20 protein-coding genes are annotated in these 15,476 nt (G+C 31.0%); 8 read left to right on the plus strand and 12 right to left on the minus strand.

Annotated features, from left to right (window positions below; all coding sequences use genetic code 11):
* Positions 1–107: 107 nt before the first annotated feature.
* From Q0873_RS14130 to Q0873_RS14165, 8 genes are all read left to right on the plus strand, one after another.
* A complete protein-coding gene (locus tag Q0873_RS14130; protein WP_299108413.1) occupies positions 108–647 on the plus strand; it encodes an RNA polymerase sigma factor in 540 nt (179 codons plus the stop codon).
* Positions 648–649: 2 nt separating this feature from the next.
* The gene (locus Q0873_RS14135; RefSeq protein ID WP_299108417.1) at positions 650–1,393 is read left to right on the plus strand and encodes a HEAT repeat domain-containing protein; all 744 of its coding nucleotides are present in this window, start codon (positions 650–652) and stop codon (positions 1,391–1,393) included.
* Between the two features lie 19 nt (positions 1,394–1,412).
* Complete coding sequence (locus Q0873_RS14140; RefSeq protein ID WP_299108419.1) at positions 1,413–2,270, plus strand: hypothetical protein; 858 nt, start codon at positions 1,413–1,415, stop codon at positions 2,268–2,270.
* Positions 2,271–2,296: 26 nt separating this feature from the next.
* Complete coding sequence (locus Q0873_RS14145) at positions 2,297–3,028, plus strand: DUF4097 family beta strand repeat-containing protein (protein ID WP_299108422.1); 732 nt, start codon at positions 2,297–2,299, stop codon at positions 3,026–3,028.
* Positions 3,029–3,201: 173 nt separating this feature from the next.
* Entirely contained in the window at positions 3,202–3,549 is a 348-nt protein-coding gene (locus tag Q0873_RS14150; RefSeq protein WP_299108424.1) for a YciI family protein, read from the plus strand.
* On the plus strand, positions 3,549–4,790 hold the full coding sequence (locus Q0873_RS14155) for a sigma-70 family RNA polymerase sigma factor (protein ID WP_299108426.1): 1,242 nt from the start codon (positions 3,549–3,551) through the stop codon (positions 4,788–4,790). The genes Q0873_RS14150 and Q0873_RS14155 overlap by 1 nt, the downstream gene beginning before the upstream one ends.
* A 54-nt stretch (positions 4,791–4,844) precedes the next feature.
* Complete coding sequence (locus Q0873_RS14160; protein WP_299108428.1) at positions 4,845–5,627, plus strand: class I SAM-dependent methyltransferase; 783 nt, start codon at positions 4,845–4,847, stop codon at positions 5,625–5,627.
* Between the two features lie 3 nt (positions 5,628–5,630).
* Positions 5,631–6,077 carry a hypothetical protein gene (locus Q0873_RS14165; RefSeq protein ID WP_299108430.1) on the plus strand — a complete coding sequence of 149 codons (447 nt, stop codon included), beginning with the start codon at positions 5,631–5,633 and terminating at the stop codon, positions 6,075–6,077.
* On the opposite strand, the gene Q0873_RS14170 is transcribed toward Q0873_RS14165, so the two are convergent.
* The 12 genes from Q0873_RS14170 to lysM all read right to left on the minus strand — a co-directional run bounded on the left by Q0873_RS14170 (position 6,078) and on the right by lysM (position 15,469).
* On the minus strand, positions 6,078–7,574 hold the full coding sequence (locus Q0873_RS14170; RefSeq protein WP_299108432.1) for a GH3 auxin-responsive promoter family protein: 1,497 nt from the start codon (positions 7,572–7,574) through the stop codon (positions 6,078–6,080).
* A 1-nt stretch (position 7,575) separates the two neighbouring features.
* Positions 7,576–8,442 (minus strand): M23 family metallopeptidase, encoded by an 867-nt coding sequence (locus Q0873_RS14175; RefSeq protein WP_299108434.1) that lies wholly within the window; start codon positions 8,440–8,442, stop codon positions 7,576–7,578.
* A 96-nt stretch (positions 8,443–8,538) separates the two neighbouring features.
* Positions 8,539–9,402 (minus strand): hypothetical protein, encoded by an 864-nt coding sequence (locus tag Q0873_RS14180; protein WP_299108436.1) that lies wholly within the window; start codon positions 9,400–9,402, stop codon positions 8,539–8,541.
* A gap of 70 nt (positions 9,403–9,472) precedes the next feature.
* Positions 9,473–9,898 (minus strand): hypothetical protein, encoded by a 426-nt coding sequence (locus Q0873_RS14185; protein WP_299108438.1) that lies wholly within the window; start codon positions 9,896–9,898, stop codon positions 9,473–9,475.
* 24 nt (positions 9,899–9,922) lie between these two features.
* Complete coding sequence (locus Q0873_RS14190; protein ID WP_299108439.1) at positions 9,923–10,255, minus strand: hypothetical protein; 333 nt, start codon at positions 10,253–10,255, stop codon at positions 9,923–9,925.
* A gap of 6 nt (positions 10,256–10,261) precedes the next feature.
* Positions 10,262–10,846 (minus strand): RNA polymerase sigma factor, encoded by a 585-nt coding sequence (locus Q0873_RS14195; RefSeq protein ID WP_299108441.1) that lies wholly within the window; start codon positions 10,844–10,846, stop codon positions 10,262–10,264.
* Positions 10,847–10,993: 147 nt separating this feature from the next.
* Positions 10,994–11,833, minus strand: coding sequence for a hypothetical protein (locus Q0873_RS14200; protein WP_299108443.1), 840 nt, complete (start codon positions 11,831–11,833; stop codon positions 10,994–10,996).
* 80 nt (positions 11,834–11,913) lie between these two features.
* Positions 11,914–12,495 carry a nicotinate (nicotinamide) nucleotide adenylyltransferase gene (gene nadD / locus Q0873_RS14205; protein ID WP_299108446.1) on the minus strand — a complete coding sequence of 194 codons (582 nt, stop codon included), beginning with the start codon at positions 12,493–12,495 and terminating at the stop codon, positions 11,914–11,916.
* Positions 12,496–13,101 carry a guanylate kinase gene (gene gmk, locus Q0873_RS14210; protein ID WP_299108448.1) on the minus strand — a complete coding sequence of 202 codons (606 nt, stop codon included), beginning with the start codon at positions 13,099–13,101 and terminating at the stop codon, positions 12,496–12,498.
* 2 nt (positions 13,102–13,103) lie between these two features.
* Positions 13,104–13,970: a YicC/YloC family endoribonuclease gene (locus Q0873_RS14215; protein ID WP_299108450.1), complete on the minus strand. Its 867-nt coding sequence runs from the start codon at positions 13,968–13,970 to the stop codon at positions 13,104–13,106.
* Positions 13,971–14,000: 30 nt separating this feature from the next.
* On the minus strand, positions 14,001–14,900 hold the full coding sequence (locus tag Q0873_RS14220) for an EamA family transporter (RefSeq protein ID WP_299108453.1): 900 nt from the start codon (positions 14,898–14,900) through the stop codon (positions 14,001–14,003).
* Between the two features lie 98 nt (positions 14,901–14,998).
* A complete protein-coding gene (gene lysM / locus Q0873_RS14225) occupies positions 14,999–15,469 on the minus strand; it encodes a peptidoglycan-binding protein LysM (RefSeq protein WP_299108455.1) in 471 nt (156 codons plus the stop codon).
* Positions 15,470–15,476 lie beyond the last annotated feature (7 nt).

Consider the following 15,476-nt stretch of genomic DNA (forward strand, 5'->3'; position numbering starts at 1 on the left):
ATAAATTTCTATGAGGTTTTTTTATTTCTAAAAAAAATATTTAAAAAATGTAACCTTTTTATAAATTGATGGTTTTAAAGATAGAAACTAATCAAAACTAACACTCGTTGAAACATCTAACTGATGAAGAAATAATGTTAGCAGTAGCTAACGGAGAACTCAAACAATTATCTATTCTATTTGATAGATACCATGTTCGCATATTTAATTTTTTCAATAAAATGTTACACAACAAAATGGTTAGTGAAGATTTAACACAAGAAGTATTTGTGAAGGTTTTAAAATATAGAACATCATATAAAAGTGGAAATTTTACTTCTTGGATTTATACCATAGCTCGAAATATATTTTCTAGTTATTATCAAAAACAAAAAAAGGAAAGAACTAATTTAATTGAAGACCATTTAATAAGCTCAGAAGAAAAGTTAATCACAGAAAGCAATCAAGAGGAGTTAGAACATTTACAAAAATCGCTCTTACGATTGAATCAAACAGATAGAGAGCTGATTGTAATGCACCGATTTCAAGAAATAAATTACGGACAAATAGCAGAAATCATTGGAAGTTCAGAAGGAGCCGTAAAAGTAAAAGTGCATCGAGCTTTAAAAAAATTAAAAGATATTTTCTTTCAAACAACACACAGTTAATTATGGATTGTAAACACATACAAAATAAACTTATTGATTACATCGAAGAGCAGCTTTCACAAGTGGAAATGAAAGAATTTGAAGCACATTTAGCTTCTTGCGATAACTGTAAAAAAGAATTAGAAAACATCAAACAATTTCTAGCAATTCTTTCTTCTGATAGTCAAGATATTCCTAGTGAAGGTTTAAAAGCTAATTTCGAAAAAATACTAAGCGAAGAAATTCGTAAAGAAGAATCAAAAGTGATTCCTCTTAATCCAACAACAAATTGGAAAACTTATTTAAGAGTTGCTGCTAGTATTTTAATAGTGGTTAGTGCATTTGTAATTGGACAACAATCGAATAAAACTGAAAATTCAGAACAACAACAGGTATTAGCATTGTTAGAAAACCAATCTGCAAGTAAACGAATTCTTGCAGTATCAAAAGCAGAAGAATTTAATAACAATGACACACAAATAATTGATGCCCTTATACAAAAGTTATTTAATGATAAAAATGTAAATGTGCGTTTGGCTGCAGCAGAAGCACTGTCTAAATTTTCATCATTAGAACGTGTAAAACAAGCATTGATAAAATCGCTAGAGACAGAAAAAGTACCAACAATGCAAATTGAATTGATTCAAATTTTAGCTAAGATTCAAGAAAAAAGAGCGCTCGAACCTATGAAAAAACTATTAAACAACGAAGAAACACCAGCATACGTAAAACAAGAATTAGAATACAACATAGCGAGTTTATTCTAAAAAAAAACATATCAAAATCATGAAAAAATTATTAGTAATATTTTTATTTATTAGCGGAGCCTTAATAGCTCAGGATAAAGAATACACACAATCTTTATCAGGAATCAAAAAGGTACGTATTGAAACCAATACAAAAACCAAAATCGTAGTAAGCTCAGGAAACTCTTTAACTATCAAAAATCTAGCATCATCACACGGAAATTGCGGCGATTGTGATTATGACAAACACGAAGATCATGAAGATGAGTCTCACTGGCCAAACAAAGATCACGCTGATAAAAAAAGAAAGAAAAAAGAAGATAAAAGAAAAGGGTTAACAGCTATTTATCCTGGTGGAAAAGACAATACTAACGGATTTGGATTTAGTATTAACAAAGATGGAAACACTTTAATTGTAAGAGATTTAAAATCACATTTCCAACGCCATGGTATACAATTAGCATTACCTAAAAATGTAAACATTTCAGTTGACACCGGAAACCTTGGTAGTATTGAAGTAGTTGGGTTTACTGCTGAAGTAGAAGTAAACACCAATGTAGGAAGAATCAATATGGTAGATGTTACAGGACCTATTACTGCACATTCGAACGTTGGTCCAATAAATATTGAGTTTTCAAAAGTGAGTCAGGCCTCTCCTATTACAGTAAGCTCTTCTGTAAGTGAAATAGACGTAGCAATTCCTGCAAATACAAAAGCAAACCTAGAGTTAAAAACCAATGGTACGGTATATACAAACTTTGACATAGAGGTACCAACTCCTAAAAAAGGAATGAGAAATGTTAGTGGTGTTAAAAAAATTGTAAGCGCTATTAATAATGGAGGTGTAAAGATTAAGCTAAAATCTTCAATGGGAAACATCTACTTACGTAAAAAGTAATTTCAAACAACATAAAAACTTATACAATGAAAAGATATATCTTCTTCATAGGGCTTCTATTGTCTTATAGTACCCTAACAGCTCAAAAAAAAGTTACCGAAAGCACAAGTGCTTCAAACATTGAAAATGTTTATGTTAAGCTCAAATTCGCAGAAAAAATTGAGGTAAAAAACTGGAATAAAAATGAAATTTCTGTGGAAGCCATGGTTAACATCAATGATAACAAAGACAATGATGTTTTCAGCTTAAAAACAGACAAGTCAGGTAATAGCTATAAAGTTTACTCTGATTATGGAGACCTTTTTAAAAAACATAAAAAAGGTGTAACAATTACTTCTAATGGCAAGGACTGCGATAGTTACAACTACTGTAACCAACATAACAAAATGAAAATTAACTATACCGTTTATGTTCCTAATGGTATTGCCCTAAAAGTTAAAAGTATTTCTGGAGATGTAGACGCATTAAGTTACGATGGAAAATTAACCTTAGACCTTATTAGCGGAAACGTTACCGTAAAAAAGCATTCAAAAGATATGCATCTTAAAACCATAAGTGGAGATATTGATTTGGTTGTGTCTGATGCAGAATTTAAAGCGGAGACACTTACTGGAACTGTATATTCTGACCTTGATATTGAATTCAATAAAAACAAAAGGAATATGGTTGGAAGCAAAATATATGGTACGGTAAAAAACGGAATTGCTTCCTTAAATCTAAAAACCATAAGTGGAGATATTTATTTAAGAAAGAACTAAGTTTTGTTTTATTATTACATAGTAAAGCTGTTGGTATATAGGTACTAGCAGCTTTATTTTTTTATTCAATTTGAGGTCTTTTATAATTAAGTTCATTATTTTTAAAGAAAATAGTCCCTTTTTATTCTCAACAATCGTCTTAAGAGAAATAAACTTTAAAAAATTTAGAAATTATGAAAGAATTTATGATGATTTTTATCGGAACTGAGTACACAGATTTAGGACTTTCTCCTGAAGAAATGCAAAACAGAATGGGAAAATGGTTTGCATGGAGTGAAAAGATGGAGAAACAAGGTATTGTAAAGCATGGAAATGCTTTAACTCCTCAAATTAGACGTATTGTTGGTAAAAACAGAACGGTTACCGATTTAACTTCTGCAGAAGTAAAAGAAATCGTTGGCGGATATTACATTATCACAGCCAAAGATTTTGATGCTGTACAGGAGATTGCTCAAGATTTTCCTGATTATGACTTAGGAAATACGGTAGAGATTAGAGAAGTAATGGTTTTTGACCAATAATGGAGCACAAAATAATTGACCATCTTTTCCGTACACATAGCGGAAAGATGGTTTCTGTTTTAACAAGAATTTTCGGTTTTTCAAATCTTGAAATTATAGAAGATGCTGTTCAGGATGCTTTTTTAAAAGCCAGCGTTAAATGGGATAAGCAGTTACCCGAGAACCCTGAAGCCTGGCTAACACAAGTTGCCAAGAACAGAATTTTAGATATTTTCAAAAAATTGCAAATAGAGCGAAAACACCTCCCTCAAATAAAAAGAGGTATTGACACTATTGCTATAAATGAGCTCTTTTTAGAAGATGAAATTGAAGATGCGCAATTACGAATGATCTTTACCGCTTGCCACCCTCAACTTGATCAAAAAGACAGAATTGCCTTTGCTTTAAAAACAATTTCAGGTTTTAGCTCTAAAGAAATTGCTACTGCACTGCTAACCAAAGAAGGTACTATTAGAAAACGAGTCTTTAGAGCAAGAAGTAATATTCAGAAATTAAATATTGATTTTAAAATCCCACAAGGAAAAGAACTACCTCAACGAATTGATAGTGTATTAGAAGTCTTGTATTTAATCTTTAATGAAGGTTTTCACTCCAACAGAAAAGATGTTTTAATACGAAAAGATTTATGTGGTGAAGCCATGCGTCTTTGTAAATCTTTATTAAAAAACAAACACACACATACCAAAGACACTTATGCTCTGTTTGCTTTAATGTGTTTTCATTCCGCTCGTTTGGATGCTAAAATCAATACATCCAATGAAATTTTAGATTTAAAATCTCAAGACAGAAACAAATGGTCTTATCCGCTTATTCAATTAGGAAATGCTATGATGAATAAAGCTGTTGAAACAGAACAGTTTTCTTCTTATCATTACGAAGCAGCCATAGCCGCGGAACATATCAAAGCTCCTTCTTTTAAGCTAACAAATTGGAATAAAATTTTATATTGGTATACCTGTCTGTATGATATTGCTCCATCTCCTTCGCTACTACTAAATATGGCGGTGGTTTGTATTCAAAATCAAAACTTTGTAAAGGCTAATTATTATTTTGAACAATTCAATCCTGAAGATTTAGAGCAACGTTCCTATTTATATTACGGAGCTAAATCTGATTATTTTGCTGCTACATCCAATACAGAAAAAGCACTTGAGTTTATTAATATTGCTTTGAAGAAAGTAAGCAATCAATTAGAAAAAGAATATTTGGCAAAGAAACAACAACAACTACTTGCCCTATAAAACACTTCATATTCACTTTTAAAAGAAGTATCTTAGAACTCTATAACAGGAAGGATGCAAATCAAATACAACAAAATAGGTAAAGGCTACAATCAAACAAGAAAAGCTGACAAATATTTAACAGAAATACTTTTATCTCTTTTAAATCCTCAATCTGGAAAACTTTATTTAGATATCGGTTGTGGTACTGGTAACTATACCCATGAGTTTCAACAAAGAGGCTATAACTTTATAGGAATAGATCCTTCTGAGACCATGCTTACCAAAGCAAAAGACAGGAATAATCTAATAGATTGGAGAGTAGGCACAGCAGAAAACACACAACTAGAAAGTAATACTATAGACGGAATTATTGGAAGTTTAACTATTCACCATTGGAAAAACATTAGTGAGGCTTTCAAAGAACTTTTCAGAGTACTAAAACCTAATTGCTCATTGGTTATTTTTACCTCAACCCAAGAGCAAATGCATGGTTATTGGTTAAATGAGTACTTTCCTAAAATGTTAGAAGACTCTATTAATCAAATGCCAAAGCATCAACATATTTTAGACGCATTACAATTATCTGGTTTTAGCATAGATACTTCTGAAAAATATTTTATCAAACCAGATTTAGAAGATAAATTTTTATACTGTGGAAAGCAAAATCCGCAATTATATTTCGACAAAACCATTAGAAATGGCATTTCTTCCTTTTCGGATTTATCTAATAAAATTGAAGTTGAACAAGGCCTACAGAAGTTAAAGAAAGATATTGACACAAATCATATCAATACTATTATTAAGAATTATGAAAATGACCTAGGTGATTATCTATTTATGGTCGCAAAAAAGTAATCAATGAAAAAAATATCTCTTGAAAAAGTATCCAATTACGCTGTTATTTTAATTGCCTTTATTGCTCTTTTTGTTTCAATATGGCAAATAAAAGTAGCTCAAAATCACAATAAGCTTTCTGTTAAACCGTACTTAGATTATCATCTAATTCAAATAGATTCTGCATTAACGGTATCCATTTCTAATCATGGTTTTGGACCTGCAGTTATTAAGAGAATTTCATTTGAACATAATGGAATAAAATACTCCTCTCTTGAGGATTTTCTTAAAAACACAGGTGAAATCAAAAACAGATTGGGTAGTTATCAGTATGGTAAAAATTCAATACTCCCAGCAGAACAAACCAAGTTGTTAGTTAAGCTAAAAGGAATAAAACTCAGAAACGTTAAAGTATTCATAGAATACGAAACTGTTTATGAAGAAAAAAAATCTTTTAATTTTAGTTTTTAACTATTCTACTAAAAAACTACTTAACACGTCCGCAATTTTTCTATTATCAGAAAGTTGCGGAATTTTATTTTGTCCTCCAAACTTACCAATAGATTTCATGTACTCGTGAAATCCTCCTTTTTTCACTTTTCGAACCACTAACGAACGTAAAACTTTTCCTTCTATCAAATCTTGATAATAAATATTTTGTTCCTGCATAGAAGCATCAATCTTTGTTGCAAGCACTTCTAAATTCTCAGGTTCATTTTCAAATTCAATAAACCATTCGTGATATGGTAATCCACTTTCAGGATTTACTTGTGGTGCAACTGTAAATTCACTTACATTCACATTTGTACCTACTATGGCATCATTTAAAGCTTTTTCTACTTCTTTACCAATAACATGTTCTCCAAAAGCCGAAATAAAATGTTTGATACGTCCTGTAACTTTTATTCTATAAGGCTTTAATGAAGTAAACTCTACGGTATCTCCTATATTATATCCCCAAAGGCCAGCAGTTGTATTTAAAACAATCACATAGTTTACCCCTAACTGCACATCTTTTAATGAGATTCGAGTTGGGTTCTCTTCAAAAAACTCTGTTGCAGGAATAAATTCGTAAAAAATCCCACTATCCAATTGCAACAACATTCCTTTTTCTTTTTGAGAATCTTGATATGCTATAAATCCTTCGGATGCTGGATATAACTCAATATAGTCGATCTTTTTTCCTATCAATGCTTCAAACTTATTCTTATAAGGCTCGAAGTTTACTCCTCCATAAATAAAGAAGTTAAAATTTGGAAAAAGCTCAGAAACAGACTTTCCTGTTTTTTCAATTAATTTTTCGAAATACATTTGTACCCATGAAGGTATTCCACTAATTACCGACATATCTTCGGGTAAAGTTTCTTCGACAATTTTATCAACCTTCGTATCCCAATCTTCAATACAATTGGTTTCCCAACTAGGTAACCTATTTTTTAATAAATAATTTGGTACATAGTGCGCTACGATTCCACTTAAGCGTCCTAGTTTTATTCCGTTTTTATCGTCTAATACTGGACTCCCTTGTAAAAAAATCATCTTACCATTCACAAAACTTGCATCCCCTGTTTCGTTAATATAACTTAACAAAGCATTCCTTGCCGATTTTATATGTGTTGGCATAGATTCTTTTGTTATAGGAATATATTTTGCTCCAGAAGTGGTTCCTGAGGTTTTTGCAAAATAAATTGGTTTCCCTTTCCAAAGCACATTCTCTTCTCCAGCAACCATTCGATCTACATAAGTTCTTAACCCTTCATAATCATTAACCTTCACTCTTTTCTTAAAGTCTTCGTAGGTATTTATAGATACGAAATCATGATCTTTTCCAAAGGCTGTTTTACATCCTTCAGACACTAAATATTGAAATACTTTTTCTTGAGTTTTTATTGGATTATTCGCCCATTTGTTTACTTGTTTAACTGCAAACTTGGCAAATGGCTTTGCTAAAAAAGACTTTAATGACATCTTACTGAAAATCTATATAATTAGTTGGGTCAACTGGGTAACCGCTATTCCATAATTCAAAGTGTAAATGTGGACCTGTAGATAATTCTCCCGTAGATCCAACATTGGCTATGGCTTCTCCAGTTTTTACAAAATCACCTTGTTGTTTTAACAGTGTACCATTGTGTTTATAAATAGATATAAAACCATTGGCATGCTGTATTGTTATTACATATCCAGTTTCTGCAGTCCATTCAGATAAAATTACAGTACCATCTGCCACTGCTTTTACCGGAGTTCCTGTTGGGGCTACAATATCTATAGCAAAGTGCTTATCATCTGCATTAAACTGTTGACTAATGCTTCCTGTTAAAGGTGAAAAGAATACGATCTTAGCCCTTCCTTCTCCTCCTTCTGAAAGAGGGAACCGATCTTTACTATCTATTTTCTCTCTAAACAAAGAATCTTGTTTTGTTGCAAGAAGCTTTGTATCATCAATTGCTAATGTTTTTGTTTCAGAAATTATCGAATCTACTTTTTCTGGCTCTATTTCTCCAGTTAATACTGGTTGAAGCGCATTGGTATATGCTTGGATTATCGCTAACTTATTCTTTAATGAATCTGTTTCATAAGTCAATCTGGTAGCCTTCATTTTAAGTGCAGTAGAAGAATATCCAGGTATATATTCTCGCAATCCTGTAAAAGCAATTAACAAGGTTGTTAATACAATTAATAATACTGAAAAAATACCTCCAAAAACAAAAACATTCAATCGAGATAGTTTTAAAGAAAAACGTTCTTGAAACGTATTCTCATTTAAAACTACTAACCTGTACTTATCGGTTAGTTTCTGTTTAATTTTTTTCCTCTTTGATTCTTTCTTTGCCACTATTGTAAAAAACTTTGTGTAAAAATAGTAATTAAGGTTGATTACTCATTATCTAATACTAATTATAACGAAAGATTAAGAATAACATTCTATTTCTTAATCAAATAACATTGTATATGATAACGATACATTAAAGAAACCTGTTGAGTTAAGAGTTCCTTCTCCTGGCAGAGCGTTTGGAAGGTTAACGGTATATCCTAGTTCAATATCAAATGAATTATAACTAGCTTGAATAGGTAATTTAAGTTCTGTATTGATTAAACCAAATTCATTATTCTGGGTATAAACAATCACAGGAATTGTTCCATCTCTATCTATTCTTATTTGTTCAATGGTTTGTTGTGCAATAATTATTTCTATTTGTGGTCTTAAACTTATTTCGAAGCTTCCATTTTTATATAACTCAAACTCTTTAAATGTTGTAGATGTTAACTGAAAAGAATTATCACCTCCAAACAAAAATGTAGATTCGATAGTAGTTCCAAAGTTTTTATTTTTACTAAGATAGTCTAAACTTCCCGAAATTGCGTTTTCAAACAAGCCTTCAATATCATTTGAATAGATATATCTTGCATAAGAAACTGCCCAATTAAACTTTTTTTGTTTATCGAAACTTTTTCCATAGCCTACCAATAAAGAAGTGTAATCCCACTTTGGAGTAAACTCACTGTAATACACCCCAGAAATACTTGAAAAAAAACCTTTAGAGTTTACATAACTTATTCTTGGAATTAAGTGAAATTGATCAATACCAATATCTCTTCCTGAAAAATATGTTTTGTCGTTATAATCTACTCCAATTTGGATTAAGTGATGCGTTGAAGATGCTTTTATGATTTCTTTAATTAAATCTTCTTCCCCTAATAAATCATCTATAAACTCATCTACTTCATCAGTTTGAGAAAACAGTGCTAATGGGGCTAATAAAAGAAAAAACAAAAGCTTTTTTACTCTTTGCATAAAAACAAAAATAAGTGATTATGTTTAAAACTTAATCACTTATTTACTAAATCACTACTATACAATCTTATTATCTATTCAATCTTCTATCTCTAATAGATTTCCTAAGATTGTTTCTATTGTTTCCTTTGTTTCTCTTGACTCTATTTTTTATAAGTTGTCTTTGCTTCTTTGTAAGTGTAGCTCTAAATCTAACCTTCGCTCTTTTTAGATTATTACTATTTCTCAGCAAAATTGATTTTTGCGTCTGCGTAAGTGTTTTATTAAACGCCTTCTTTCGTTCAATCTTACTCAGCGCCCTATTTTTTAAAATCTCTTTTTGAGCATCCGTGAGCGTTGCTTTAAAAGCTTCTCTATTTTGTTTTATTAATTCTTTTTGCTTTGTTAAAAGCTCTTTTTGCTCTGAAGTTAAATTTAAGTTTTGAAATTCTTCTTGGGCAAAAAGATTAAAACAACATAAAAAAGCTATTATTAAATATGTAGTTTTTGATTTCATTTATCTAGTTATTTAGATCTCATTTTATTCTATAAATATATTCTCTGTAAGTAGATTATCATCAATAAAATCATCTACTACTCCATCTATTTCATTATCATTAAGAGATAATGTTGCTATTAAAACATCATTATATATCTCATTGGTATTTTCTTCTTTAAACGGATTAAAAACCGATAAAGTTAACACCAATGCTACCGTAGCTGCTGCAGACCAATAATAAAACTTTCTAGTTATATTAAATGTTTTGGATTTCTTATTAACCGTAGCCTCCAAAATATCTGCTTTAGATTTCGAAAAATATCCTAAAGGAACATCTAAACCTAAGTCTTCTTTATGTTTTCCCCTCGTTTTCATTATTCTCTATTCTTTGTTCACTAATAACTCATTTATTCTTTGACGAAAATCAACCGATGTGATATGATTTTCTATATACTTTACCGCGGCGTAATAACTTGTTTTCACTGTAGATTCATGAATATTCGTTATTGCTGCTACTTCCTTAAACTTTAAATCGTCAAAATACTTCATTTGAAAAACTATTCGTTGTTTTTCCGGCAATTCCAACAACACTCTTTGCAACAATAATTGTGCCTCATCTCCATCAAAAAACACATCTGCCCTTAGGTCTTCTAAATATTGTTCATTGACTTCATTCATCGACGGATACTTCCTCTTTTTTTGCGATTCTAAAAACCGAATAGATTCGTTATAAGCTATTCGATACATCCAAGTATGTAATGAACTTTGTTGTTTAAAATTACCTAAGCTTCTATAAACTCTAATAAATGTATTCTGTAAAACATCATCGGCGTTTTCATGTGTTCCTACAATCTTACGAATATGCCAATATAAACGTTCTTGATATAAATCCAACAATTTAGCGAAAGCTTTATCCTGCTTTCTTTTATTTGTTAAATCTTGAATAAATTCTTGCTCGTTAATCAAAATGCGTCTTCATTTTTATTTAGCTAACATCTATTTGACCCTCAAAAATCAGAAAAGTTTTTGATTGTTAGTTAAAATAATATTTTTTTTCAAAAAAATAAGGCCAGAAAACTGGCCTTATTAAACATCTAATCGAACTAAAACTATCTATTTACGCAATGATATTTCTCTTGAATTCCCTTCTGCGTCAGTTAGAATCGCTTTATTATCACACTCTCCATCACCAAAATCTAACGTGTATTGCTTATCATCTTTTGATAATTCAACTACTCCACTCACAATAAATTTACAAGCAAATTTTCTGATTAAATTTGTAGTAATTACTACTTTTTTAACAACTCCATCTCTGTTTACTGACTCCCAGTTACCAGAAATTGAGAACACATCATCTCCTCTTTCTTTTGTATCTCCTCCCTCAATCATTTCTCTAACCTTCTCTCCTTTTCTAGATATTTCAACCCCAGTAGTCATTGTTATTTTAATATCTACAGTAATGGTAGATTGTTTATTTCCATTTGCATTTTCTTTAAGTCTTTCTACTGACATCCCTCCTTCTACAGTGTTATCATTTACAGAAAAACCATCAAAGCTAACCGTTTTAGAGTATCCTAAATCTGTTTTTACATACGCTATAATTAACTTTCCTTTTAAAATCTTCCCTCTCTTTGTTTCACATCCATCTTCCCCAAAATCTAAAGTAACTGTTTTACTGTTTGCAGTTGTTTCTACTGTTCTTGTTACACAGTTTGCAACACTGCTCGAAGTTGAACCTTTTGAAGATAATCCAACATCATAAATATCGTCTTCTAAAACTTCTTCTACTTCCGAAGAAATATCATCCGCCTGTACGATTTCCTCTACTTCCTCTGTTTTTAATTGTAATTCATTATCTAAACCAAGTTCGTCATTTGAACTACAACTCCCTAAAAATAAAAATGATGCTAAAAATAGTAAGCTAAAAGCTCTTGAAATATTCTGTAATTTCATAATAAATAATTTTTAAAAGTTAATCATTCTTATGACCTTACAATTTTGGAAAAGTTTAAATCAAGTATAAGATTTTTTTATTATTTGTAGAAATTCATCTCATCAACATACCTCCAAACCTTAGTATCTATAAGGGGTTGAATGTTTTTTCTTTTTTTTATTCCATCCCTAATAATTGTTGAAGAAATTTCAATTATTGGTGCATCTACTCTAGTTATTTTTGAATGATTATCAAATTGAGTTTCTATAATTCCTTCTGAAATACGTGGATAGACATACACATGATAATCTTCTAAAATGGCTTCATAATTTTTCCATTTATGAAGGCTTTTCAAATTATCTTCTCCCATAATCAAGCTAAAGTTATACTTCGGGAATTTTTCAGAAATATGTGCTAGGGTATTAACGGTATAATTCGGTTGAGGAAGCTTAAACTCAATATCTGAAGGTTTCAGCTTATCGTAATTTTCCGTTGCTAAATACACCATTTCTAGTCGATGGTGATTATCTAGCAACGAACTTTTTTTCTTAAAAGGATTATGTGGAGTAACTACCATCCAAATTTCATCTAAATCTGAATGCTCCACCATGTGGTTTGCTATAATTAAATGCCCAACATGTATTGGATTAAAAGTTCCAAAATACAATCCTATGTTTTTCATTTATGCTTCTTCTTTTGAAGGTGATTTTAAACCTAAGAAATCATCTACCAATGCTTCTGCTTCTTGTAAAGCTACTTCTAAATCGTAATTTTTAATAACTTTATCAAACATAGGAGCTGTTGCCAACTCAATTGGTGCTTTTGCTATTCTTGCGGCAATTTTCTCTTCACTTTCTTCTCCTCTATTCTTCAATCTTCTTAATAGCTCATTAATGTCTGGTGGTTTTACAAAAACAGCCAAAGTTTCTTCAGGGAACTTCTCTTTAATGCGCAATCCTCCTCTTACATCAATATCAAAAATCACATGCTTTCCTTGTGCCCAAATACGTTCTACTTCTGTTTTTAAAGTTCCGTAGAAGTTATTCATATATACCTCTTCCCACTCTAAAAACTCATCTGATTTAATCTTTTGTTTAAAATCTTTAGCAGAGATAAAATAATAATCTATACCATCAACCTCATTACTTCTAGGTTCTCTAGACGTTGCTGAAATTGAAAATTCTAAACCAAAACGTTCTTGTCCTAATAAATGGCGTACAATTGTTGTTTTTCCACTACCTGATGGAGCTGAAAACACAAATAATTTACCTTGAAAATCTTTCGCCATTTTTATAATACGTTTAATATTTGTTCTTTAATTTTTTCTAACTCGTCTTTCATTTGAATAACTAGTTTCTGTATAGGAGCATAATTAGCTTTTGATCCTGTAGTATTGATCTCTCTTCCTATTTCTTGTACAATAAAACCTAGCTTCTTACCATTAGAAGTATCACTTCCTAGCTCTTGTAAAAAGTAATCTAAATGATTTGCCAAACGAACTTTCTCCTCATTGATATCTAATTTTTCTAAATAATAAATAAGCTCTTGTTCAAATCGGTTTTTATCTACTTCTACTTCAATTTCAGATAAAGCTTTCTCTAAACGAGCTTTTACATGCTCAATACGTTCTTCATCTAACTTCTTAACATCTTCTAGAGCTGTCTTAATATTTACAATTCTTTCTTTGAAATCTATTTCTAAAGAAGCTGCTTCATCTGTTCTATATTGAATGATTTCTTTTAAGGCTTCCTCAATATGGTCATCTATTTGTTGCCACTCTTCTTCATTTAACTCTTCTCTTTCTGTTTTAAGAGCATCTGGCATTCTAACTGCCATTCTTAATAACTCTATATCATCTTGAGAACCTTCAAAAAGCACATTTTTCAACTGTTGCATATATTCTTTAACAACTCCTTTATTAATAGTTGTTGAAGTTTCATCAGCAGTCATTTCTACATAAATTGAAAAGTCTACCTTTCCTCTAACTAAACCTTTCGCTATTTTTTTTCGAACCGCTAATTCTTTCTCCTTGTAATAAGAAGGAATACGAACATTCAAATCTAAGTTCTTACTATTTAACGACTTGATTTCTATGGTAACTTTTTTTGTTGGTAACTGTAATACAGACTTACCATAACCCGTCATGGATTGTATCATCTCTTCAATTTTATAATTTGCAAAGATACATTATTTATTGGAGCTTACAGCCTTTTGTGTAGTGACTAAAAACACTCCAATAAAAATAAAAATTGTAGCCGTAATCTTAATCAAATTTAATTGATCACTCCCTACTAAAAGTGCATATAATGTAGCAACAACAGGCTGTAAATAAATAAAAACACTTACAGTTGTTGGTTTTAATTTAGACAGAGCAAACAAGTTAAATAAATAAGTTATACATGTAGTAAACAACACTACAAAAGCTGCTTTTAAATAAATACTTACTGGTATTGTATTCCATTCTACTACTGCCAGTTCTGAAAATCCAAATGGAAGCACAAAACACAAACCAAACAAATACAACCATTTTACAAATTGAATAGGATGGTACTTTGCTATTAGCTTTTTTGTTATTACCAAATAGATTGCATAGGACGCTGCATTTACAAAAACCAACAAGTTCCCTAACATTATATTACTCCCTTGCCTTTCATTAGTACTTCCGTACACAATTAACACAACCGCTCCTATAAGACCAATGATTACTCCTAAAACCTTTTTTGAATGCAATTTTTCTCGCAAATAAATAGACGAAAAAACTAACACTAAAATTGGGGTTGTAACCATCATTACCGCAGCACTGATTGGTGTGGTATAGCTCAGCCCTTTGAAAAAAGTAAGCATATTTAAGCCTACTCCAAAAAAAGCAGCTACGGCAACAAACTTATAATCTTTCTTTTCTATGGCTGCGGTTTTCACCAAGGTTCCTATCAACCAAAAAACAGCAGCGGCACCTCCAACTCTTAATAATATAAATCCATATGGTTTTATATACAAAGGCATAACTTCTTTAGCTACCGTAAAGGTGATTCCATATATCACCGTAGCTATAGAAACTGCTAGTAAGGCTAAGACTCTTGCGTTCATAATTATTTAAAAACTGCAAATTTCAGCATAAATAAATAACAAGCATAAAAAAAGCGCTGTTTTTTACAGCGCTTTATTATTGGTTGATTAACTTTTGATTAGTCCACTAATGGTGGTATTCTTAAAACCTGTCCAGGATAAATTTTATCTGGATGTGTTAACATAGGCTTATTTGCTTCAAAAATCACTGGATATTTCATTGCGTCTCCATAAAACGCTTTTGCTATTTTACTTAAAGAGTCACCTCTTTCAACAGTATGAAACTGTGCCATTGCTGCTTCTTCAATTTCTTCAACTTCAGCAACAGTCATATTATCTTCTACAGAAGCAATTCCTTCTGTATTTCCAACCACTAATACTACTTTTTCTTTAGTAGCTAAATCTACAGCTTCTCCAGACAATGTTACTTTATCATCATCTACTTCAATTCCAAGATCATTAACCTCTAATTCTAAACCAGAAATCGCTTCTCTTAATTTTGCTGACTTTTCTGCAGCTTCTTCTTCTGTTGTTTTTCCAATTCCGAAAACTTTAGCTCCGGCATTTTTGATAAATGAAAAAATTCCCATTCTTTTT

The sequence above is a fragment of the uncultured Tenacibaculum sp. genome (genome assembly GCF_947498805.1).
Lineage (GTDB): Bacteria > Bacteroidota > Bacteroidia > Flavobacteriales > Flavobacteriaceae > Polaribacter.